General features: G+C 56.5%; 21 protein-coding genes. 13 read left to right on the top strand and 8 right to left on the bottom strand.

The window, feature by feature from the left end; translation table 11 throughout:
• The first annotated feature begins 44 nt into the window (after positions 1–44).
• From AC5TBW_RS02570 to AC5TBW_RS02515, 12 genes are all read left to right on the top strand, one after another.
• Entirely contained in the window at positions 45–1,157 is a 1,113-nt protein-coding gene (locus AC5TBW_RS02570) for a branched-chain amino acid aminotransferase (protein WP_495510576.1), read from the top strand.
• A gap of 74 nt (positions 1,158–1,231) precedes the next feature.
• A complete protein-coding gene (locus AC5TBW_RS02565) occupies positions 1,232–1,663 on the top strand; it encodes a DNA polymerase III subunit chi (RefSeq protein WP_495510575.1) in 432 nt (143 codons plus the stop codon).
• A 42-nt stretch (positions 1,664–1,705) separates the two neighbouring features.
• Positions 1,706–2,914, top strand: coding sequence for an MFS transporter (locus tag AC5TBW_RS02560; protein WP_495510574.1), 1,209 nt, complete (start codon positions 1,706–1,708; stop codon positions 2,912–2,914).
• A 91-nt stretch (positions 2,915–3,005) separates the two neighbouring features.
• Positions 3,006–5,852 (top strand): valine--tRNA ligase, encoded by a 2,847-nt coding sequence (locus AC5TBW_RS02555; RefSeq protein WP_495510573.1) that lies wholly within the window; start codon positions 3,006–3,008, stop codon positions 5,850–5,852.
• Between the two features lie 234 nt (positions 5,853–6,086).
• On the top strand, positions 6,087–7,130 hold the full coding sequence (locus tag AC5TBW_RS02550) for an aminoglycoside phosphotransferase family protein (protein WP_495510572.1): 1,044 nt from the start codon (positions 6,087–6,089) through the stop codon (positions 7,128–7,130).
• Positions 7,131–7,159: 29 nt separating this feature from the next.
• Entirely contained in the window at positions 7,160–8,404 is a 1,245-nt protein-coding gene (locus AC5TBW_RS02545; protein WP_495510571.1) for an ABC transporter substrate-binding protein, read from the top strand.
• A 3-nt stretch (positions 8,405–8,407) separates the two neighbouring features.
• Positions 8,408–10,081 (top strand): ABC transporter permease, encoded by a 1,674-nt coding sequence (locus tag AC5TBW_RS02540; RefSeq protein ID WP_495510570.1) that lies wholly within the window; start codon positions 8,408–8,410, stop codon positions 10,079–10,081.
• 11 nt (positions 10,082–10,092) lie between these two features.
• On the top strand, positions 10,093–10,731 hold the full coding sequence (locus AC5TBW_RS02535) for an ATP-binding cassette domain-containing protein (protein WP_495510569.1): 639 nt from the start codon (positions 10,093–10,095) through the stop codon (positions 10,729–10,731).
• Positions 10,679–11,431 (top strand): TIGR04283 family arsenosugar biosynthesis glycosyltransferase, encoded by a 753-nt coding sequence (locus AC5TBW_RS02530; protein WP_495510568.1) that lies wholly within the window; start codon positions 10,679–10,681, stop codon positions 11,429–11,431. The genes AC5TBW_RS02535 and AC5TBW_RS02530 overlap by 53 nt, the downstream gene beginning before the upstream one ends.
• The gene (locus tag AC5TBW_RS02525) at positions 11,421–12,056 is read left to right on the top strand and encodes a TIGR04282 family arsenosugar biosynthesis glycosyltransferase (protein WP_495510567.1); all 636 of its coding nucleotides are present in this window, start codon (positions 11,421–11,423) and stop codon (positions 12,054–12,056) included. The genes AC5TBW_RS02530 and AC5TBW_RS02525 overlap by 11 nt, the downstream gene beginning before the upstream one ends.
• 68 nt (positions 12,057–12,124) lie before the next feature.
• Complete coding sequence (locus AC5TBW_RS02520; RefSeq protein ID WP_495510566.1) at positions 12,125–14,269, top strand: dihydrolipoyl dehydrogenase family protein; 2,145 nt, start codon at positions 12,125–12,127, stop codon at positions 14,267–14,269.
• Positions 14,266–15,399 carry an FAD-dependent oxidoreductase gene (locus AC5TBW_RS02515; protein ID WP_495510565.1) on the top strand — a complete coding sequence of 378 codons (1,134 nt, stop codon included), beginning with the start codon at positions 14,266–14,268 and terminating at the stop codon, positions 15,397–15,399. Before AC5TBW_RS02520 ends, AC5TBW_RS02515 begins: the two co-directional genes overlap by 4 nt.
• A gap of 9 nt (positions 15,400–15,408) precedes the next feature.
• On the opposite strand, the gene AC5TBW_RS02510 is transcribed toward AC5TBW_RS02515, so the two are convergent.
• Together AC5TBW_RS02510 and gloA are read right to left on the bottom strand one after the other, a co-directional pair.
• The gene (locus tag AC5TBW_RS02510; protein WP_495510564.1) at positions 15,409–15,870 is read right to left on the bottom strand and encodes an META domain-containing protein; all 462 of its coding nucleotides are present in this window, start codon (positions 15,868–15,870) and stop codon (positions 15,409–15,411) included.
• A gap of 52 nt (positions 15,871–15,922) precedes the next feature.
• On the bottom strand, positions 15,923–16,363 hold the full coding sequence (gloA, locus tag AC5TBW_RS02505; protein ID WP_495510563.1) for a lactoylglutathione lyase: 441 nt from the start codon (positions 16,361–16,363) through the stop codon (positions 15,923–15,925).
• Positions 16,364–16,490: 127 nt separating this feature from the next.
• Between gloA and AC5TBW_RS02500 the strand changes: the two genes are divergently transcribed.
• Positions 16,491–17,561 (top strand): metal-dependent hydrolase, encoded by a 1,071-nt coding sequence (locus tag AC5TBW_RS02500; RefSeq protein WP_495510562.1) that lies wholly within the window; start codon positions 16,491–16,493, stop codon positions 17,559–17,561.
• 22 nt (positions 17,562–17,583) lie between these two features.
• Here AC5TBW_RS02500 and AC5TBW_RS02495 read toward each other — a convergent pair whose 3' ends face one another.
• From AC5TBW_RS02495 to AC5TBW_RS02470, 6 genes are all read right to left on the bottom strand, one after another.
• Positions 17,584–18,315, bottom strand: a complete 732-nt coding sequence (locus AC5TBW_RS02495) for an MliC family protein (protein ID WP_495510561.1) — start codon at positions 18,313–18,315, stop codon at positions 17,584–17,586.
• Positions 18,316–18,360: 45 nt separating this feature from the next.
• Positions 18,361–18,873 (bottom strand): DUF3087 family protein, encoded by a 513-nt coding sequence (locus AC5TBW_RS02490; RefSeq protein WP_495510560.1) that lies wholly within the window; start codon positions 18,871–18,873, stop codon positions 18,361–18,363.
• 80 nt (positions 18,874–18,953) lie between these two features.
• Positions 18,954–20,036: a 3-deoxy-7-phosphoheptulonate synthase gene (locus tag AC5TBW_RS02485; RefSeq protein WP_495510559.1), complete on the bottom strand. Its 1,083-nt coding sequence runs from the start codon at positions 20,034–20,036 to the stop codon at positions 18,954–18,956.
• Between the two features lie 2 nt (positions 20,037–20,038).
• Entirely contained in the window at positions 20,039–20,200 is a 162-nt protein-coding gene (locus AC5TBW_RS02480) for a hypothetical protein (RefSeq protein WP_495510558.1), read from the bottom strand.
• A 391-nt stretch (positions 20,201–20,591) separates the two neighbouring features.
• Positions 20,592–20,720 carry a hypothetical protein gene (locus AC5TBW_RS02475; RefSeq protein WP_495510557.1) on the bottom strand — a complete coding sequence of 43 codons (129 nt, stop codon included), beginning with the start codon at positions 20,718–20,720 and terminating at the stop codon, positions 20,592–20,594.
• A 57-nt stretch (positions 20,721–20,777) separates the two neighbouring features.
• Entirely contained in the window at positions 20,778–21,518 is a 741-nt protein-coding gene (locus AC5TBW_RS02470) for an NAD(P)H-flavin reductase (RefSeq protein ID WP_495510556.1), read from the bottom strand.
• Between the last annotated feature and the right edge of the window lie 32 nt (positions 21,519–21,550).

Below are 21,550 nucleotides of genomic sequence, written 5' to 3'. Positions count from 1 at the left end.
CAACCGCCTTTTTACAGAAGCGGTATTAACGGAGAGTAACAGCCGTGCCCACTGCCAGCTTTGAAACGAGTTTTGAAACCCTGCCATCCAATCAGCCGATGGCCGATGACCTTCGTGAAAATATTCTTAAAAACCCCGGTTTTGGTCGCTACTTTACCGATCATATGGCGCATATCCGGTGGACTGGCGATGCTGGCTGGCACGGCCATCAGGTACGTCCCTACGGCCCATTGACGTTAGACCCCGCCGCCTCGGTGCTGCACTACGGCCAGGAGATTTTTGAGGGTATTAAAGCGTATCGCCACGCCGACGGCTCTATCTGGACGTTCCGTCCCGAGAAAAATGCTGAGCGTTTTCGCCGCAGTGCCCGCCGCTTGGCACTCCCCGAGCTTTCCGACGAAGACTTTATCGGCTCACTGAAAGCGCTTTTAGCACAAGACCACGCCTGGGTGCCCACGCCTGCCAGCGCTTCTGACGAGTGCAGCCTCTACCTGCGCCCGTTCATGATCGCTTCTGAAGCGTTTCTAGGCGTACGCCCATCACAGGAAGTCGATTACTACGTGATCGCCTCTCCCGCCGCGGCGTACTTTAAAGGCGGTATTGCCCCGGTTTCGATCTGGCTCTCCTCGAACTACAAGCGTGCCGCCCCCGGTGGCACCGGCTTTGCTAAATGTGGCGGTAACTACGCGGCGTCATTAGCAGCGCAGAAAGAGGCCGAAGCTCATCAGTGTGGCCAGGTAGCGTTTCTGGATGCCGCTGAAAACAAGTGGGTAGAAGAGCTGGGCGGTATGAACCTGTTCTTTGTCTTCAAAGATGGCCGCTTGGTAACACCGCGCCTGACCGATACCATTTTAGAAGGCGTGACCCGCAACTCAGTGCTCACGCTGGCCAAAGATGAAGGGTTAACACCGGAAGAGCGCCCGATCAGCATTGATGAGTGGCGCGAAGGCGCAGCCTCCGGCGAAATCACTGAGATATTTGCCTGCGGTACCGCCGCGGTCATTACTCCAGTAGGTGAACTGGTCACCGAAAACGAGCGTATTCGCCTGCAATCCGATGGAAATAATGAAGTCGCGATGCGCATTCGCACCAAACTGCTCGACCTGCAGTATGGCCGCAGCGAAGACAAGTACGGCTGGCTCACCAAGCTGGTTTAACGCCTGAGCTTACCTTTCACCGCCGCACCTGATGCGGCGGTGTTGTTTCTGGAACCGACCCACCTGGAACCGCCATGGCGCGCATTGATTTCTACATTTTGCCCGATACAACCTTAGAAGCCCGTTTGCAGTTTGCCTGCAGGCTCGCCGAAACTATCTGGCGCAAAGGCTACCGTCTGCACCTCCACTGCGAAGATAAAGCGCTTGCGGAGCAAGCTGACAGCGCGCTGTGGAATTTTCGCTCCGACGCCTATTTGCCCCATGCTTTGGAGGATAGCGAGATGGCTGCCAGCGTGCCGATTACGCTAGGCTGGCAGCAGCTCCCTGTACCTACGGAAGAGACCGCACTGCTTAATCTGCACCCCGATATTCCCGAAGGCATTGATCGCTACACACGGATTGCCGAAATCATTAATCAGCACCAACAAGTGCTGATTGCCAAACGCGCCTGCTGGCAGCGCTATAAAGAAATGGGCCATGAAGTTGTGCCGCATAAGCTCTGCTAACTAATTTTTTTAACAACAATAACTCAACGAACGAGAGCGCCGATGCTGTCCCACGCCTTTTTAGCCCGCACCCCATTGGCCGTTATCGTTATCGCCCAACTGTTTGGCACCTCGCTATGGTTTAGCGTTAACGGTGTTGGCTTGGCGCTGCAGGAGGCAGTGGGCCTGAGCGAAAGTGACTTGGGGCTGTTAACCATCGCCGTTCAGGCCGGGTTTATTAGCGGCACGCTGCTGATTGCCACCACCGGCCTTGCTGATCGCGTTCGCGCCAGCCACTTGTTTGCGATTTCCGCTGTTCTCGGTGCGCTGATCAACGCCGCTTTTATTGGTGTCGCCGAAAGCGTGACACTCGCCGCTGTGGCGCGCTTTGCAACAGGGCTCTGCTTGGCGGGCATCTACCCGCTGGGCATGAAACTGGTAGTGAGCTGGACCCCCAGTCACGCTGGGGCGGCGCTGGGCTGGCTGGTGGGCATGCTCACCCTGGGCATTGCCTCCCCGCACCTGCTGCGCGGTTTAACGCTGAACCTACCCTGGCAGTGGCCGCTACTGCTGGCATCTTTGTTGGCGCTGGTCGCTGCACTAATGATTTTCCGCCTGGGCGTAGGCCCTCACCTTCCCGCCACCGCCAGAAGCGGACGCCCGTGGGCCGGGTTGGCGGCGTTCAAGCAGCCCCGTTTTCGCGCTGCTGCATTGGGCTATTTTGGCCATTGTTGGGAGTTGTATGCCCTTTGGGCGCTGGTGCCGTTTCTGGTTGCCCGTGAACTGGAGCGTTTGGGCGCCACCAACGGCGCTCAGCCGTGGCTAAGCTTTGGCGTGATTGCGTTGGGCTTGCCTGGTTGCGTACTTGCGGGCAAATGGAGCCGTCACATCGGCAGTGATCGAGTGGCCTGTGTGGCACTGACCACCTCCGGCGCGCTGTGCTTGATGTATCCGCTACTGGGCAGCGCCTCGCCCTGGCTACTACTGGCACTTCTCGGTGTATGGGGCATTAGCGTGATTGCCGACTCTGCCCAGTTTTCAGCACTCGCCAGCGCCACGGCACCGCCTGAGCGGCTAGGGGCAGCGCTGGCGATGATGAACGCGATTGGCTTTGGACTAACCATTCCCTCCATCGCGCTGGTCACCGCGCTATGGTCTAGCCAGTCACTGGCGGTGATTTGGTGGTTATTGCCAGGACCTGTCCTTGGGCTGCTCGCCATGCGCGGTTTTTCTTCCCACCAACGTTTCACCCGCACAATCGAGCGTCAGTAGCACCTGACGGCTATGCCACTCACGCTGTATACTCTTGCGCTATACATTTTCACACTTTGCACATTTCTTGCCAGCCGTGAGCCAACTCCACATGGAAAAGACCTACCAACCCGAACAGATCGAAACCCGCTGGTACGAGCGCTGGGAAGCCGACAACCGTTTCGCTCCTTCCGGCAAGGGCGCACCTTTTTCGATCATGATCCCCCCGCCCAACGTGACCGGCAGCTTGCACATGGGGCACGCGTTTCAGGACACCATTATGGACACCCTGACGCGCTGGAAGCGGATGCAGGGAAACAACACCCTGTGGCAGGTAGGTACCGACCACGCCGGGATTGCCACTCAAATGCTGGTCGAGCGTAAAATCGCCGCCGAAGAGGGAAAAACCCGCCACGACCTCGGCCGTGAGGCGTTTATCGATAAAGTGTGGGAGTGGAAGGAGGAGTCAGGCGACCATATTACCCGTCAGCTGCGCCGTATGGGCGCCAGCGTCGACTGGTCACGCGAACGCTTCACCATGGACGACGGCTTCTATAAAGCGGTACAAGAAGTGTTTGTGCGCCTGCACGAAGAGAAACTGATTTATCGTGGCAAGCGCTTGGTCAATTGGGACCCCACGCTACACACCGCCATTTCCGACCTGGAAGTGGAAAACAAAGAGCAGCAGGGGAGCTTCTGGCACTTCCGTTACCCGCTGGCGGACGGTGTTAAGACCGCCGACGGCAAGGATTACGTTGTGGTCGCCACCACTCGCCCGGAAACTCTACTGGGTGATACCGGCGTAGCGGTGAACCCGGAAGATGCACGCTACGCCTCCCTGGTCGGAAAGTTCATCGAGCTGCCGCTGGTCGGACGCCGTATTCCTGTGGTCGCCGACGAACATGCCGATATGGAGAAAGGCTCGGGCTGTGTGAAGATCACCCCTGCCCACGACTTCAACGACTATGAAGTCGGCAAGCGCCAGAACCACCTGCTGATCAACGTCTTCTCCAAAGACGCAGCGATTCTTGAAAGCGCCGAGATTTTCGACCTGAAAGGCCAGCCCCAGCCGGACGAGGACGCCACACTGCCCGCCAAATACGCAGGGCTTGATCGCTTTGAAGCGCGCAAACAGATCGTGGCGGATATGGATGCCCTGGGCCTGCTGGAGCAAGTCGAAGCCGTTAACAACACCCTGCCTTATGGTGACCGTTCCGGCGATGTCATCGAGCCGTTGCTCACCGACCAGTGGTTTGTGGCCGTGGAGTCACTCGCCAAGCCCGCCATCGAAGCGGTGGAAAATGGCGATATCCAGTTCGTACCCAAAAACTACGAAAATATGTACTTTGCCTGGATGCGCGACCTGCAGGACTGGTGTATTTCCCGTCAGCTGTGGTGGGGCCACCGCATTCCCGCTTGGTACGACGCTGAAGGCAATGTCTACGTTGCCCGCACGGAAGCCGAAGCTCGTGAGAAGCATGAGCTGGGCGCCGATGTAGCGCTTACCCAAGACGAAGATGTGTTGGATACGTGGTTTAGCTCAGGCCTTTGGACCTTTGGTACTCTTGGCTGGCCGGAAGAGACGCCGGAACTGGAAACGTTCCACCCTTCCAGCGTGCTGGTCACTGGCTTTGACATCATCTTCTTCTGGGTTGCCCGGATGATCATGATGACCCTGAAATTCACCAAGCAGGTGCCGTTCAAGACGGTTTACGTACACGGCTTGGTGCGCGACGGTCAGGGTCAGAAAATGTCCAAATCCAAGGGCAATGTGCTTGACCCCATCGACCTTATCGACGGCATCACACTAGAGGCGCTGCTCGACAAGCGCACCGGCAATATGATGCAACCGAAACAGGCCAAGGCGATTGCCAAAGCCACCAAGGATGAGTTTAAAGATGGCATCGAAGCTCACGGCACCGATGCGCTGCGCTTTACGTTCCTCTCCCAGGCCACCACCGGGCGCGATATCAAGTTTGATATGAACCGCCTGGATGGCTACCGCAATTTCTGCAACAAGCTGTGGAATGCCTCACGCTATGTGCTGATGAACGCCGAGGGCGAAGATTGCGGTACAAGTGGAGACGACGTTGAACTCTCCCTTGCCGACCGTTGGATCATCTCCCAGCTACAAAAGACCGAAGCTCAGGTAACTAAAGCACTCGACGAATACCGTTTCGATCACGCTTCCCAGGCGCTATACGAGTTCATTTGGAACGAGTACTGCGATTGGTATCTGGAGCTATCCAAGCCCGTACTGTGGGACGAAAATGCGACAGCCGAAGCCAAGCGCGGCACCCGCCGTACCCTGGTACGCGTGCTGGAAACTATCCTTCGCCTCGCTCACCCGATGATGCCCTATATCTCAGAAGAGATTTGGCAACGCGTCGCCCCCCTGGCGGGTGTGTATATGGGAGAGGGAGCAACAATCATGCTGCAGTCCTGGCCGGAAGCCGATGAAAGCAAAATCGACGAGCAGGCAAGCCTGGATATCGAGTGGCTCAAAGGCGTCATCATCGCTGTACGTAACATCCGTGCCGAGATGAACATCGCCCCCGGCAAACCCCTCGACGTACTGCTCACCAAAGGCAAACCCGAAGACGCCGAGCGCCTTGAGAGCAACCGCCGCTTCCTCTCCAAACTCGCCAAGCTGGAAAGCGTGACGTGGCTTGAAAACCCAGACGACGCCCCGCTCTCCGCCACTCAACTGGTGGGCGATATGGAAGTACTGGTACCGATGGCAGACTTGATCGACAAAGACGCCGAAATCGTCCGCCTCAGTAAAGAGATCGAGAAGCAGGACAAGCTCATCGGCGGCATTGAGAAAAAACTCGGCAACGACGGCTTTATTGCCAAAGCCCCGGTTGCCGTGGTCGAAAAAGAACGTGCCAAACTGGCCGATTTCCAAGCGACCAAGCAGTTGCTGGAAGAGCAAAAGGCGAAGATTGAAGCTTTGTAGAAGTGGTTAGTTAAGGTCACTGACCCAAAAACGGCACCAATAAGGTGCCGTTTTCTATTTGGCCCCTCTGATCATTTGATCAGGCCATTTCAAAGTCTTGCTGAATTAATGTGTTACTCCTTCTACCCTCTTCTTACACCCATCTTAACCACATTTTCTGACGAAACGTGTAAGGTTGGTACAAGAACGGCCACTAAGTGGTATCGCTAATTCAGCAACGACACGGACGGCTCAATGCCCACACCTATTGAAGCACGATTAGAGGCGCTGGCAACCGAACTTACACGGGCCGGAATGACGTACCGTGAGCTTTCACCCATGGCAGATACTGGGCTTGCTCACGACCACGTATGGATTCATCGCAACGATGGTGATGACTGGGTGGCGAGGTTGCCGAAGCAGAGTCAGATGAATTTACCGCCGGAAGAGAACCTTGCTTATCAGGCCGCCTGTTATCAGCGCTCTAGCCCTGGCGGACACACGCCAATGCTTTATAGAGCCCTGAAACCCAGCCAAACGCTGCCCCGTGGTGGGCTCTTGGTTGAGGCGATCCGTGGCCGCTTGGCCAAACTTCCTGAAGACCTGCCCGCCATCGCCGATGCATTAGCGAGCCTACATAGTCAACCGCTGCCCAGCATTCCGGCACGGGCACCACTGCTCGCTCCTGAAGACCCTTGGCAGGCGATGGTCGATGAAGTCCGCCAGCAGGCGAACTGGTTAAGTGACGCGCAGCTTTCGAGCAAAGTGACTCAACGCATTAAGCAGGAACTGGATCTTTTACCGCCCCACCTAAGCGATGCCACCCCGACACTGATTAGCTTTGATACGCATCCCGGGAACTTCTTGATCCGTGATGATGGCCGAGCCGTATTGGTGGATTTAGAGAAGTGCCGCTACGGCCTGCCAGGGATCGATCTCGCCCATACCTCTCTCTACACGTCGACCACCTGGGATATCAACAGCCAAGCCGAACTATCGCTAAAAGACGTGATTCATTTTTATCGCCGCTGGCAAGCCGCCATGGAAGTATCTCCCGATGCCGACACACTGGTCGCCTGCCGCCGGGCTACCTGGCTTTGGTCGCTGACTTGGTGTGCTAAATGGCGCGCCCAGCACTTAAACGCCAAGGATTCCCAGCAGCTCGGTGAAGACTGGTCGGCAGAACTCACCGACCCCGCAGTGATTGACCACGTGCGTGACCGCGTTGAACACTACCTCTCGCTGCCGATTATTGACCACGTGCATAGCGAGCTCCAATGCTTGCAAGCCTCCCTATAACGTTTTTCCCTACTGATACGAGGTGTGCTATGCCAATTTACCGTCACTCTCTGCGTTTGACGTTTTCAACCACACTAGCCACCACCCTTTCCACAGCGATGCTAGCCCTCGCGCTTCCAGCTGTGGCCAACCCTGACCCTAGTGATTGGCAAAGTGTTGTGGCAGAAGCCGAAGGCCAAACCGTTTACTGGAATGCCTGGGGTGGCGATACGCGCACCAATCGTTATATCGACTGGGTGGCGGAGCAGGTGCAGGCACAGTTCGGCATCGAGGTTGAGCACGTAAAACTGGATGATACCGGCAGTGCAGTGGCGCGGGTGCTGGCAGAAAAACAGGCGGGTAACCACGACGATGGTAGTATCGACCTGATTTGGATCAACGGCGAAAACTTTGCTGCGATGCGCGAAAGCGACCTACTGTTTGGCCCCTTCGCCGAGGCACTGCCCAACTTTGGCCTCACCAACGCGACTCAAAACCCTGAGGTGGTCACCGACTTTACGCTACCCACTGAGGGCTATGAGTCGCCATGGGGTAAAGCGCAGATCACCTTCTATTACGACAGCGCTCAAACCGAAACACCGCCCCAGGATATGCAGTCGCTGCTGCCATGGGCCGAAGCGAATCCCGGCCAATTCAGCTATCCCCGCATTCCCGATTTCACCGGCAGCACCTTCCTGAAGCAGGCGCTGATTGAACTGACCGATCAGGATGAGGCGCTTTACCAGCCTGTGTCAGAGAGCGATTTCGACGCCATAACAGCGCCGCTGTGGGCGTACTTGGATGTGCTGCACCCAAACCTGTGGCGCAGCGGTCGCACCTTTCCCGATTCAGGCCCCCACTTGCGTACGCTGATGAGCGATAGCGAATTGAGCCTCGCGTTTTCGTTCTATCCTACCGATGCCGCCGTGGCCGTCATGGAGTATGAACTACCGGAAAGCGTACGCAGCTACGTGCTGACTGGCGGCACGCTGGGTAACGTTCACTTTGTGGCCATTCCCTACAACTCGCCCAATAAAGCCGGTGCCATGGTGCTCGCCGACTTCCTGCTTTCACCGCAAGCCCAAGCCAAAAAACAGTCGCTGGCGATGTGGGGCGACCGTAGCGTACTGGATATCGATCAGTTAGAAGCGGCTGACCAAGTACTGTTTGAACAGGGTGATCGGCACCCATCCGAGCTACCGGCAGATGCGCTATCAAACACGCTACCCGAGCCGCACCCCAGCTGGATGACCGCCCTGCAAGATGCATGGCTTGAGCGTTACGGCGTTAACTAGACCATGCTGCGACTGGCCCCGGCGCTCATCATTACCCTGCTCGTACTACCGGTAGGCGCCGGGCTGCTGATGATTCTGCTGCCAGCATTTGGCTACCTGCCGGTGCTAGGCGGTGATCGCGTTAGTTTAGCCCCCTGGCAAATGCTGTTCGCCCAGCCGGGGCTAGAGAGATCAGTGGCGGTTAGTTTTGCCAGCGGGTTGGTGAGCACCGCCATCGCGTTAATAATGGTGGTGCTGTTTTTGGCGGCCAGTCGGGGCACTTGGTTAGATCGTGGTATTCGGCGGCTGGTCTCGCCGCTGCTCGCTATTCCCCATGCCGCTATTGCCTTTGGGTTTGCCTTTTTGATTGCCCCTTCGGGCCTAGTGGCGCGGCTGATATCGCCCTCACTAACGGGCTGGGAGCGTCCGCCGGATGCACTGATCGTCAATGATCCCTTGGGGCTCTCGCTGATGGCCGGACTGGTGTTGAAAGAGGTGCCATTTCTTCTATTGATGAGCCTTGCAGCACTGCCTCAGCTAGCGCCTGAGAAGCGCTTGATGCTAGCGCGGTCGCTGGGTTATTCCCCTACGATAGCTTGGCTAAAAACCGTACTGCCCTCGCTTTATCCGCTGATTCGCCTGCCGGTGTATGCGGTGATCGCCTATGCCACGTCGGTCGTCGATATGGCGCTGATTCTAGGTCCAACGCTTCCCCCCACGCTCAGCGTGTCAATTCTTGGCTGGTTTAACGACCCCGATATTAGCCACCGTTTTATGGCTTCGGCGGCGGCGGTGCTGCAACTTGGCATTACGCTCGCCGCGCTGCTCTGCTGGTGGCTACTGGAACAACTTATCCGCACATTAACGCGCGGCTGGCTGACCAACGGCAGTCGCCATCGGGGTGAAATCATCCTGCGAAGAGTAGGTCGCTCGGCATTACTGATGTCCAGTAGTACCGCACTGGCTGCCCTGATTGGCTTGGGGCTCTTCTCGGTGGCTGGCTTTTGGCGGTTCCCTGAACTGCTGCCGCAGATGCTGACCCTCGATCACTGGCAGCGCAGTGGCTCAATGCTGGCGTCCCCGCTGCTCAATACAGCGCTGATTGGCCTTATTTCCACGACACTGGCCACCGCGCTGGTACTCGCCACACTGGAGAACGAGCACCGCCAGCACCTACAGCCAAAACGGGCTCTGTGGCTGCTCTACCTCCCGCTGCTGGTGCCGCAAATTGCCTTTCTTTTTGGGCTGATTGTCGCGGCTGAAAGTGTAGGTATTCGTCCTCAGTTTGGCCTCGTTATCGCCGGCCATTTACTGTTTGTGCTGCCTTATGTCTATCTTTCGTTATCCGAGGCGTACCGCCAACTGGATCCTCGCTGGCTGCAGGTGGCACGTTCATTGGGCGTGTCACGCAGCGCTGCATTTTGGCGCGTACGCCTGCCGCTACTATTAGCCCCGCTGTTAACGGCCTTTGCCGTGGGCTTAGCGGTCAGTATCGGCCAGTACTTACCTACTCAACTACTCGGGGCCGGGCGTGTCACAACGGTAACGACGGAGGCAGTTGCGCTTGCTGCGGGCAGTAACCGACGCTTAATCGGCGTGTGGGCGCTAGTGCAAGCGGGCTTGCCACTCATTGGCTTTATGCTTGCCCTAACGCTGCCCCGCTTGCTGGGCGCGCAACGCCGTCAACACGCTACCTAAGAGAGAACCACGTGACAGCTTCATCAACCGCACCACTGCGCCTGGAACAGATAATAATAGCCCTGGCAGGCCGCGAGCTATTAGCGGTAGACGCCACGATCGCCCCTGGCGAAGTGCTGACGGTAATGGGCCCTTCCGGGTCGGGAAAATCGACCCTTCTGGCGTATATTGCCGGATTTCTTGAGCGCGATTTTAGCGCCAGTGGCGGCGTATGGCTGGGCGAACATAATTTATTGAACCTACCTGCAGAGAAGCGTGGCATAGGGCTACTATTTCAAGATCCGCTGCTGTTTCCGCACCTAAGCGTAGGTGGCAACTTGCGTTTTGGGCTACCTCGCCATAGCAGTGATAAGCGCCACCAGGTCACCCACGCGCTTGAAAAAGTTGGGTTGGCAGGCTTTGAAGAGCGCGACCCGGCCACGCTTTCCGGCGGCCAAAAAGCGCGGGTGGCGCTAATGCGCTTGCTGCTTTCACAGCCCCGAGCAGTGCTGCTGGACGAGCCTTTTTCCAAACTGGACACAGCCCTGCGCCAAGAGATGCGATCGCTGGTGTTTAGCCAACTGCGGGAAGCCGGCCTACCAGCGCTACTGGTCACCCATGACCACGCAGATGCCAACGCAGCGGGAGGACCTATTATTGCGCTCGGCTGAAAAACCTCCGCGTCTTAGCATCGTGGTTCCCGTGCTTAATGAAGCGCTAACCCTGGCCCAGCATTTAACAGCGCTGCAGTCGCTGCGTGCTCATGGGGTAGAGGTGATGGTGGTCGATGGCGAAAGCTGTGACGACAGTGTGCGCGTTGCTAAATCGCTGGCTGACCGTGTGCTCAGCAGCCCCCCAGGCCGTGGCGTGCAAATGAACTTAGGGGCGCAACACGCTAGCGCTTCAACACTACTGTTTCTGCATGCAGATACACAGCTGCCTGAAGGCGCCGTTGAGCAGATAATCCATGCTATGAAGCCCCATGCCATGAAAACCCATGCCTGGGGGCGTTTTGATATTCAACTCTCGGGCCGAAGTTGCTGGCTCCCGGTCATCAGTTGGATGATGAACAAGCGCTCGCGGCTTACCGGCATTGCGACCGGCGATCAGGGTATCTTTGTATGCGCCAGCGCGTTCAAGGCCATAGGTGGCTTTCCCGAGCAACCGCTGATGGAGGATATCGAACTCACTAAACGGCTCAAACGGGTGTCTCGACCCGCCTGTTTAAAGGCGAAAGTGATAAGCTCAGGTAGACGCTGGGATCACTACGGCGCTTGGAAAACGATCCGCCTGATGTGGCGGCTGCGCTATCGCTACTGGCGCGGCGTAAGCGCAACCCAACTCATTAAGGAGTATCGTGATGCCCGCTGAAACGCCGGTAAAGAGCCGGATGCTGCCCCACCTCCATCTACTTGCGAAGGCGCCTCTGGCAGGACAAGCTAAAACGCGCCTGGCGCCACTGCTGGGAAGTGAGGGTGCCGCTGAGGCCCATGCCGAACTACTGCGCCACTGCGTCGCGACTGCATGTAAAGCGCTGCCCGCAGAGCAAGTCACGCTTTGGACGGCGCTTGATCACGCACACCCACTGTTTATCGAGCTTCATGAGCAGTTTGGCTTGATACTAAACGCCCAGCCAGATGGCGATTTAGGGGCGCGAGTTCGCTACGCCCTCAATAGCACACCTGGGCCAGCCATGCTGATGGGAAGTGACTGCCCCAGCATTACCAGTGCGCTGATTACTACCTGTGCACAAAAATTAACCCGCTACAACGTGGTCATTTTACCCGCTGAAGACGGTGGCTACGGCTTTATTGGCACCCAGCAAGACTACCCAGCCCTCTTTGAAGACATCCCCTGGGGCACCCAAAGCGTACTCACAACCACGCGGCAGCGCATTGAGTCGTTGGGACTCAATGCTGTTTATCCGGCTACCATTTGGGATGTGGACCGACCCGAGGATTGGCAACGCTGGAAAGCGTTTGCGATGTCCGTGTAAGGAAACGGGCTCTCTTATCACTCAGTGAACACCACACACTCGTTTACCCCCTGGCGCTGGAGCGTACCGTGACCCGACAACGTTTGATTATTGCAGCGCTACTGGTCATTGCCATTGGCGTGTTTTTTCTTAGCGGCGCCCACCAATGGTTCACGCTAGACACCCTCAAGGTTTACCAAAGCGATTTCCAAGCGGCGTTTAGCCAAACCCCTTGGCAGGTGGCGGGGATCTTTTTTGCCGTATACGTGGGGATGTCCGCGCTTTCGCTGCCAGGCGCTGCGCTGCTAACGCTGCTCGGTGGCGCGCTGTTTGGATTCGGCTGGGGGCTGCTGATTATCTCGTTCGCCAGCGCGCTGGGCGCAACGCTCGCGTTTATACTCTCGCGGTTTCTATTTCGCCAGCCTATTGAGAAGCGCTTCCCGCGCCAGTTTGAAGTGGTCAATCGCGGTGTTGAACGCGACGGTGCGTTCTATCTGTTTATGCTGCGTTTAGTGCCGGTATTTCCATTTTTTATGATTAATTTGGTCATGGGCCTAACACGCCTTAAAACGCTAACATTTTATTGGGTTAGCCAACTGGGGATGCTGCCTGGCACGGCGGTCTTCGTGAACGCGGGAGGGCAATTGGGGGAACTGGAGAGCCTTGGGGGCATCGTTTCGCCGACGCTGTTAGCCTCGTTTGCACTGCTGGCCATTTTCCCCTGGATTGCCCGGCGCATCGTGCTGCTGGTGCAGAAGCGCAAGGTATACAGAGGCTTTACCCGGCCAGAGCGCTTTGACTACGACATTGTGGTTATTGGAGGCGGTTCGGCGGGGCTGGTCACCAGCTACATCGCCAGCGCCGTTAACGCCAAAGTAGCGCTGGTCGAAAAGCACAAGATGGGCGGCGACTGCCTGAATACCGGCTGCGTGCCCTCCAAGGCGTTAATATGCGCTGCCCGCGCTGCTCATGAAATTCGCACCGCACCACGTTTCGGGGTGACTGCCGGCGAACCCCAGGTTGATTTTGCCAAGGTGATGGGGCATGTGCATCAAGCGATTAGCGATATCGAACCCCACGATAGCGTCGAGCGCTATCGCAGCTTAGGCGTTGAGGTGTACCAGGATCACGCCAAGCTCATTTCACCGTGGAACATCCAGGTGGGTGATAAAACCATTACCGCCCGCCATATCGTGCTGGCAACCGGTGCGCGGCCACGGCTGCCGCCACTGCCTGGCATTGTGGATGCGCCCGTTTTAACGTCTGAAAACTTGTGGTCGCTGACAGAACTGCCCAAGCGCTTAGTGGTGTTAGGCGGCGGCGCAATTGGCTGTGAATTGAGCCAGAGTTTTGCTCGCCTGGGTAGCCAAGTCACTTTGGTAGAGGGAGTTTCCCAACTGCTGGGCCGCGAAGACCAGGACGTCGGCGAGTTGGTCGAAAGCACCCTGACTGGCGAAGGTGTGATGGTATTGACCGACGCCAAGGCGTTGGAAGTTGTTAACGACGCGGCAGGGTATCAGTTGGTGGTAGAGCATCACGGAGGGCGAAAGGTACTTCACTTTGATTACCTGCTGGTGAGTACGGGCCGTCAAGCCAACGTGGAAGGCTTAGGCCTGGAAGCACTCGGTATTTCTACCACCCAAGCGGGTACCTTGGAAATCAACAAGCGCCTGCAAACCCGTCTGCCTAATATCTGGGCCTGCGGTGATTTAGCGGGGCCTTATCAGCTAACGCATGCGGCGGCCCACCAAGCGTGGCACGCGGCGGTCAATGCGCTGTTTGGTGAGTTCAAGAGTTTTGCAGTGGATTACCGCTTTATGCCCGCCGTCACCTACGTACAGCCAGAAGTGGCACGGGTGGGGTTGAATGAGAAAGAGGCCAAAGCAAAAGGGATCGCGTTTGAAGTCACCCGCTACGCCATGAGTGAGAGTGACCGCGCCATTGCCGAAAACGCAACAGCAGGCTTTATCAAAGTGCTCACGGTGCCAGGCAAAGACAAAATTCTTGGCGCCACGATCGTTGCCGAAAACGCCGGCGAATGGCTGGGGGAGTTTACCATTGCAATGAAACATGGGCTGGGACTCAACAAACTGCTAGGCACCATCCACCCCTACCCGACGCTGGGCGAGGCGGCCAAAGCCACTGCAGGCGTCTGGAAAAACGCCCATAAACCCGAACGGGTGCTGGCGCTATTGAAGCGTTACTTCCGTTGGCGGCGTGGTGACAGTCAATGAAGCAGCTGTTACTCATTGGCGCGGGCCATGCTCACGCCTTTGTACTGGAGGCCTTTGCCAAGCAGTCAGACCACCATATCGCACTGACCGTGGTGAGCGACGCAGCTACCGCCGCCTACTCAGGTAGCGTGCCAGCCTGGCTTGCAGGTGAGAGTACGCTGGAAGAGACGCAGATTGATATAGCCGCGCTGTGCCAGCGGGCCAATGCCCGGCTGATTCTCTCCCCGGCTAAAACGGTGAATACCCAGGCGCGCTACGTAATGCTGGCAAATGGTGACCGGATTGATTTTGACGTCGCCTCTTTCAATATCGGCTCCACGTTAAAACCTCCCCAACAGCACGGGAATCGGCTACCCAAGTTACTCGCTATGCGCCCGTTAAGTACGCTGCAGCGACGCTGGCAGGCACTGCAAAATGACGCTAACTACTTACCCACTGGTGGCCACCAACGCGTGGTGGGTGTTGGTGGCGGTGCGGCGGGCTGCGAAACGCTGATGAGTGTTTTGGCTCAACTGCGTAAACAGCGCCCGGATATTAGCTGGCAGAGCCATCTACTTAGTGCATCAAACGAGCTGCTGCCCGGTGCTGGCCGCTTGCCGCGCTGGCTTATTCAGCGAGCGTTATTACGCGCAGACATTAACGTGCATCATCAAGTACGTGGGGAGACACTGGTAGACGGCGGCGTATTAACTCACTGCAACGTACTCGTTCCCGCGGACATCGTGCTCTGGGCCACCGGGGCGGTGGGTCACGGTTGGCTCGCTGACAGCGCGCTACCGTTAGATAACAATGGCTTTATTCGGGTAGCGAAAACTCTTGAGGTAATCGACCAGCCGGGCTTTTTTGCGTCGGGTGATTGCGCCGCGTTCACGCCTACACTGCCCAGCGCAGGCGTCTATGCGGTGCGCATGGGCCCGCACTTAGCAGAAAACTTGCGCCGCGCCTGCCACCGCGAACCGTTACTCTCCTGGCAGCCACCCAAACGGGTATTGTCACTGATTGGCACCGGTGACGGCCACGCGATTGCCAGCCGGGGCGCCGTGGGTTTCTCAGGCAAATGGGTATGGAAGTGGAAAAGGCGCATTGATGCGCGCTTTATCGCCCGCTTCAACCCGCCTTTTGAGGACTAATTAACTAAATTAGTTACCTTCGCGCCAGCCGCCTAGCACCCGACTATCCGGGCCAAAAAAGACTAACCGGTCGTGGTCGATCAAATAGCGATAAGCTGTCTCCATCATATTCGTGACCCGCTGCGCATCGGCCATTTGCGGGCACGCCATGCGTGTAGTCGCCAAGTCGCTAAACTCAATCCGCTGATTTTCGCCTAACGTGACCTGCCCCGTAATGCGGTTGCAGCCGTCGTGGCCGCTGACACTGCCATCCCGCGCTATCTGGAAAAAAGGCGTTTCGGGCATGGAGAGCCGCTCATCGGTTCCTACCAGGAGTAAGTTCCAACGCTGCTCAACAATCGCTCCTGAAAGCGCAGAGCCACTTGGCCCTTGTGGCGTCGATGTGCTTGGCCCTGGAGCACTGCTACACGCACTTAACAGAAGCACGGCCGAGGCCAGCAATGGCAGTAAACGCCAACCTTGCTTGGTCATGGTGATCTTTCCCTTGTTTAACGATTATCTGCTATTTCTTTCCCACGATTGCTTACCAGCTACCGCTGTTTTCCATGGAGGCCCAGGGTTCTTGCGGCGCTAAGGCGTCGCCCTTCTGCAATAATTCGACTGAAATGCCGTCAGGAGATTTTACAAATGCCATATGACCATCGCGGGGTGGGCGATTAATTGTGACACCGCTGTCTTGCAGGTGTTGGCACAGTGCGTAAATGTCATCCACACGGTAAGCCAAATGGCCGAAATTGCGACCGCCCGAGTACTCTTCCGGATCCCAGTTATAGGTCAGTTCAAGCTCGGGGGCGGTTAACCGCTCTGAGCGAGTCTCGTCCTCTGGCGCGGCCAGGAACACTAATGTGAAACGCCCTTTCTCATTTTCTTTACGACGAACTTCTTTGAGTCCCAACAGATCGCAGTAAAAATGCAGTGAAGCGTCTAGGTCACTTACCCGCACCATGGTATGAAGATATTGCATAACGACTCCTTTGAAAAAGACCTTAGCCGTACTTTACAAGAATGTGACAGCTAAAAGAAAACACCACAACGCTGTACAATTAAATCATAACGTTTATCTTAACTGGGTTTACCCGCCGGAGAAACCTGTGGATTCAGTTACACAAGCCGCCTTGGGCGCAACCATTGGCGGCGCCATTATGGGCCGACGCTTAGGCCGTAAGGCTATCCTGATGGGCGCTGTCCTGGGCACCCTGCCGGATCTTGATGTGGCGTTGGATTATGGGGACGCCGTCGCTAACGTTACCCAGCACCGCGGCTTTAGCCATTCGCTTTTTGTACTTACGGGTTTAGCGACGCTATTGGCACTGCTGTGCGCACGCTTTGTGCCCCTCAAGACGATTAGCCTGCCCCGCTGGTGGTGGTTTTTCACGCTTGTACTGATTACGCATCCGCTGCTTGATGCCCTGACTACTTACGGCACCCAGCTATTTTGGCCGCTTGACCTCCCCCCAGTCGCATTGCCGATTATTTTCATTATTGATCCGCTTTATACCCTGGCGTTGATAATCGCCTTGGGAATCGGGCTGGTCTCTATGCGGATGAGAAAAGCCTGCACCTGGGGATTGGTCGTCAGCTGCATTTACCTGGCCATGGCGGCGGGGGCGAAAGTCATGGTCGAACAGCGTCTCGACCCGGTGCTGGCGGAGCAGGGGCTGCAAGAGGCTCCTCTGCTGATACAGCCAACCCCGTTCAATATTGTGCTATGGCGCGCCACGGTGATGGATGGGGATCGCTATTATGAAAGTTTGATCAGTGTGTTTGACGGTAGCAGTCCGCCCCGCCTGGAACCACTGATTCGTAACGCAGCGTTGGAAGCCCCTTTTTTAGCTAGTCTGCAAGGACAGCGTTTGGCGTGGTTCGCAGGGCCTTTTCTGCGCTATGAAGAGCGTTGGCTGGACGGTAAAGAGACGCTCATTGCCACCGATATACGGCTCGGCTTCCCAGGATTTCATCCATTTAGTTTCACGCTGGCCACATTAGAAGATGAGCGCTGGATACCCCTAGCGGCGAGCGAACAAGTGGAAAGTTCACGTGGCATCCAATTTACAACGCTTTCCCGGCTTGCCGCTCGCGCTGCGGGCAACACCTCGGTCCTATGCGCCAGCGACTTTGTAGCGCAGGAGTGGCGGCCCGAGCGTGTCATCTATCGCTGCTGAGCTGCCTGTTTATTAGATAAACCTAGGGGGCAATACCTTGGCCACAGCCGCTATACTGCTCACCACCGTAGGTCAGGGTGACCCTGGCTGGGAAAGGCTCTCCGCTCATGTTGTCAAAGCAGGCACCAGCGTCAATGCGCACGCGGAAAAACGGCTCAACATCGGCGTTTTCGATAACCACTCGTCCCGCTTCATTGTCCATCACACTGACCATATACGGTAATTGAAGGCTTTCTTCCCCATAGTTCGTCTCCATGGTCAGCGTCGGCGTATCGTGTGCTAGCGCAACTGTCCAGCCCGGCTCGTTACCCTGGCCAAAGAACATCACGCCAGGCTTCTCCGCTCGGGTTAAGGCGTCACGCTGTTCGGCCAGGGAGCACTGCAGTTGCCCTCGCGGGGTTTCCACCAGCGCCTTGTTACCCCGGTTCCAGAAGCTAATTTCACCATCTTGATAACGGGCACCGCTGGCCACTACGGCTTGGGGCAGTCGCCATGCACCGTGCAGCGACCATAGGCGCAGATCGTTGGTATTGGTTGCGGTCACTAAGTGTTGTTTAGCAGGCTCGCAGTGCCATGCGGAAAACTGTTCAGCGGAGCCAGGAAAAAGCGCTGAAGGCAGGAAGGGAGCCCGGTTATCTAACGTAGCTTGATTGGCTGTAGCTGTTTCGGCGGTGGGCGTCGCCGCACACCCTGCTAGTACTACCATCACGCCTACTGCGACAACAGCCCTGCTCCATACTCTTAACGTATTCATTCACTGCGCTCCCTGTATGACTTTTTCGATGATGGCTCGTATTAATTATCCGCGTTTGAATGCCTGCAGATCATGTGTATCAATGCTCTCAACCTGGGGGGGCAGCCCCAGCTCTTCGCGTTTAATTTTCACCTGCATCTTTTCTGTTAACCGCTCTGAGTCGTCGTCGGTGGTACGCCCATTAAGCTCTGCTAACTGCGCCATGCCTTGGTGGTAGAAAGTCAGCAGATCCAACGCCGTGCGGTTATTCTCTTCCACCGCTTTGCGCAATTGGGAAAGGTAGCCGCTGACTTGAGACAAGTGGTGCTTGAGCTGCCAAACGTAGTTTACCTCTGTCATCCAAGGACGCTCTCGTAAGACGGCAAATAGCGCGCTAGTGGCCAGCAACCCCAGCAATACCCCCAAGGCGTTCAGCCATAGGCTGCTGCCAAAGGTAGAGGTAAGTAACATTGAGAAAAGGAGGCCAAAAATAATCAGTTGCCCCGCCATGGCAACGCTAATCATGCGGGCTTTGCGGCGATAGGTCTCGGGGTCGTGATGTTCTAGGGTAAATACCATGGCCAGCCTCATTATCGCTGCAAACGCTCTATGATACGGGGCTGACCAGGGCAAACAAGTAATAGTGTTTACAAATGCAATTACGCCAAACGCTCTGCAGCCGTTTTGAGTAAGTGCTCAGTCGTTTCCCAGCCCACACAAGCGTCGGTGACCGATACGCCGTAGCGCATAGTGCCGGGCTTGAGCGGCTGCTTGCCTTCGAACAGATGGCTTTCCAGCATTAGCGCTACTAGGTTGGCATCGCCCGCCTGACGCTGAGCGAGAATATCCAACATGACTTCACTCTGGCGACGGTGATCTTTGCGTGCATTGGCGTGGCTGCAATCCACCATCAACCGAGGGTTTTGCCCGGCGTTACGCAGCGCAGAAGCGGCCGCCTGCACATGGTGTGCCTGATAATTGGGCTCACCGTGTCCACCACGTAGCACCACGTGGGTGTGTGGGTTGCCCGTAGTTTGCTGGACGATCGGGTGGCCTTGGGAATCTACCGCAAAGCGCTGGTGCGGGTGGGCCGCCGCGCTCATGGCATCGATGGCGACTTGAACGTCGCCGCTAGTGGCATTTTTAAACCCCACCGCCGCCGCCAGGTCGCTGGCAAGCTCACGGTGCAGCTGCGATTCAGTGGTGCGCGCGCCTATTGCTACCCAGCTCAGCAAATCGTCTAGATAAGGTGCCAGCATCGGCTGTAAAAGCTCGGTGGCCACCGGTAAGCCACGGGCGGCCACTGCGTGCATCAACTCACGTGAGAGCGCCAACCCGCGAGGCATATCGCCGCTATCATCTAAATCCGGGTCATAGGCCAGCCCTTTCCAGCCCACGGTGGTGCGCGGCTTCTCAATGTAGACGCGCATGACGGGTAAAATCTGTTCGCTTATCTCTTCACTTAGCGCTGCCAAACGGTCGGCGTATTCAAGCGCAGCGTCGGGGTCGTGAATAGAACAAGGGCCAACGACCACGAGTAGGCGGTCATCATGGCCACTCAAAATCTGTTGAACGGCATGGCGCTGGCGGCCAATTTGTTGACTTAACGAGTCACTTATCGAAACACGCTGACGCAGTTCAGCGGGGGTAGGCAGCCTTCTTGCAGGGGATATAGGCGTAGACGGCGTTAGCGTGGAAGTAACGGTGGTCGTGTTTAAACTAGGACTAATGGGCGCATTCATGATTAATTCTCCGCAATCGTATGACATCGTAAGGCTGTATGACCACCCAGGCTCACACGGTCGGAGGTGGCAGCTAGCACCGACCGCGCGTCGCTAAATCGCCAACCGAAGCCATAGACCACATAGCCGGTTGCGAAAGCGTTAGTCAGTGCGCGATAAATCATGATGCTGCTCCTTGATGAAATAGTGATGAATAACGGTCGACGAAATTCGCTAACCCTTGAATACCTTGAAATAGATAGCCCTAAAACGCCAAAAGCCCCGGCGGGGTTACCGACCGGGGCTCGATGCTTGCGGCAGGCAACCGAGTGGTGTGCCTGCTGGCGCGACATTAGGCGTCGGCCAAGGGCACACCGTGGCTAAACCAATACCAATAAGCTACAGCGCGCGCACCGCCATACCCAGCCATTGTAGGCAGAGTATTGACAGTAAGAAGGCACGCTAGAGTTTGCATCGCTATTTCCGATTTGTAGAATCAGGTTAGTAAGAGCGTATTGGGCCGCCGCAATGGCGTTATGAATTTATCCTGCCTGCAAGCGTTGCAAATGGCAACACTCAACCGCCAAAAGCTTGTACCCAACCAATCGTAGCGGGCAGTGCCGACATGCCCACCAGCACAACGACACCTAGCAAAATGGCCAGAAAACCAGAATTATCTTTAAAATTTTCATCGTGATGGGCCATATTAGCCTCCGTTTTTCGCAATGCTATGTCAGGGGAGCAAAAAGATTAAACGAAATATTAAGCAGTTCGGGGGGCATAGGCAAACACATCCGAAAATACTCGCTCTAGCGGCACACCTTTAGTGTCGAGCACATCCAGGCAGGCATAGACCATCCCGGGCGAGCCTGATATATAAACATCGTGGGTGTCCGGAGACATCTCAGCGGCTTTTAAGACTTGGTCAATGCGCCCCTGGTGATGGCTAATGCGCTTTCCCGCTGCCAACGGTTCTTCCAACGGCAGTTCGGTGACCGCATGGAAAGAGACATTTGCATGAGTTTGTGCCCATTCACTTGCCAGCTGCTCTAAGTAGAGGTCGCGGTGCTCTCGGGCGGCCCACCACAGTGAAATTTCTCGTTCGGGCTGTTCATGGAGCGCGGCTTCAATGATGGCCTTCATTTGCGAAAAGCCGGTTCCCGCGGCGATCAACAGCAAAGGCCTTTCGCTTTCGCGGTCCAGCACACATTCACCGCCGGGCAAGCGCAGCGTGAGCTGGTTGGCCACCTGAAGCAGCTCGCGTAATCGAGCGGAGTTGTCACGCTCCGGCCAGTGCTGAATATGCAGCTCAATGATGCCATCGCCACGCTCCGCGCTGGCGATGGAAAACGGCACCCATGTGGTATCGTCTATTTTAAGCTCTAAATACTGCCCCGGGGCATGCTGCATGGCTTCGGCGCGCCCGGCTAGCGTTACGCCAAACACATCGGGGTTTAAGTTTTCAACCTCGGTGACTTGGCAAGTCAACGTCCTTGCACTCATGAAAGCCTCTTTTAACAAATTCGGTCAGCGAT

Source organism: Vreelandella sp. ssv (assembly GCF_059448525.1).
Note: the sequence above shows the minus strand (reverse complement) of the source record. Positions and strands in the feature narration are given on the sequence as shown.

What these genes read in the sequence shown, in the direction of transcription:
- AC5TBW_RS02565 (WP_495510575.1), top strand. Translation starts at nt 1,232, where the DNA reads ATGGCGCGCATTGATTTCTACATTTTGCCCGATACAACCTTAGAAGCC.
- AC5TBW_RS02560 (WP_495510574.1), top strand. Translation starts at nt 1,706, where the DNA reads ATGCTGTCCCACGCCTTTTTAGCCCGCACCCCATTGGCCGTTATCGTT.
- AC5TBW_RS02555 (WP_495510573.1), top strand. Translation starts at nt 3,006, where the DNA reads ATGGAAAAGACCTACCAACCCGAACAGATCGAAACCCGCTGGTACGAG.
- AC5TBW_RS02550 (WP_495510572.1), top strand. Translation starts at nt 6,087, where the DNA reads ATGCCCACACCTATTGAAGCACGATTAGAGGCGCTGGCAACCGAACTT.
- AC5TBW_RS02545 (WP_495510571.1), top strand. Translation starts at nt 7,160, where the DNA reads ATGCCAATTTACCGTCACTCTCTGCGTTTGACGTTTTCAACCACACTA.
- AC5TBW_RS02540 (WP_495510570.1), top strand. Translation starts at nt 8,408, where the DNA reads ATGCTGCGACTGGCCCCGGCGCTCATCATTACCCTGCTCGTACTACCG.
- AC5TBW_RS02530 (WP_495510568.1), top strand. Translation starts at nt 10,679, where the DNA reads ATGACCACGCAGATGCCAACGCAGCGGGAGGACCTATTATTGCGCTCG.
- AC5TBW_RS02525 (WP_495510567.1), top strand. Translation starts at nt 11,421, where the DNA reads ATGCCCGCTGAAACGCCGGTAAAGAGCCGGATGCTGCCCCACCTCCAT.
- AC5TBW_RS02515 (WP_495510565.1), top strand. Translation starts at nt 14,266, where the DNA reads ATGAAGCAGCTGTTACTCATTGGCGCGGGCCATGCTCACGCCTTTGTA.
- AC5TBW_RS02510 (WP_495510564.1), bottom strand. Translation starts at nt 15,870, where the DNA reads ATGACCAAGCAAGGTTGGCGTTTACTGCCATTGCTGGCCTCGGCCGTG.
- gloA (WP_495510563.1), bottom strand. Translation starts at nt 16,363, where the DNA reads ATGCAATATCTTCATACCATGGTGCGGGTAAGTGACCTAGACGCTTCA.
- AC5TBW_RS02495 (WP_495510561.1), bottom strand. Translation starts at nt 18,315, where the DNA reads ATGAATACGTTAAGAGTATGGAGCAGGGCTGTTGTCGCAGTAGGCGTG.
- AC5TBW_RS02490 (WP_495510560.1), bottom strand. Translation starts at nt 18,873, where the DNA reads ATGGTATTTACCCTAGAACATCACGACCCCGAGACCTATCGCCGCAAA.
- AC5TBW_RS02485 (WP_495510559.1), bottom strand. Translation starts at nt 20,036, where the DNA reads ATGAATGCGCCCATTAGTCCTAGTTTAAACACGACCACCGTTACTTCC.
- AC5TBW_RS02480 (WP_495510558.1), bottom strand. Translation starts at nt 20,200, where the DNA reads ATGATTTATCGCGCACTGACTAACGCTTTCGCAACCGGCTATGTGGTC.
- AC5TBW_RS02475 (WP_495510557.1), bottom strand. Translation starts at nt 20,720, where the DNA reads ATGGCCCATCACGATGAAAATTTTAAAGATAATTCTGGTTTTCTGGCC.
- AC5TBW_RS02470 (WP_495510556.1), bottom strand. Translation starts at nt 21,518, where the DNA reads ATGAGTGCAAGGACGTTGACTTGCCAAGTCACCGAGGTTGAAAACTTA.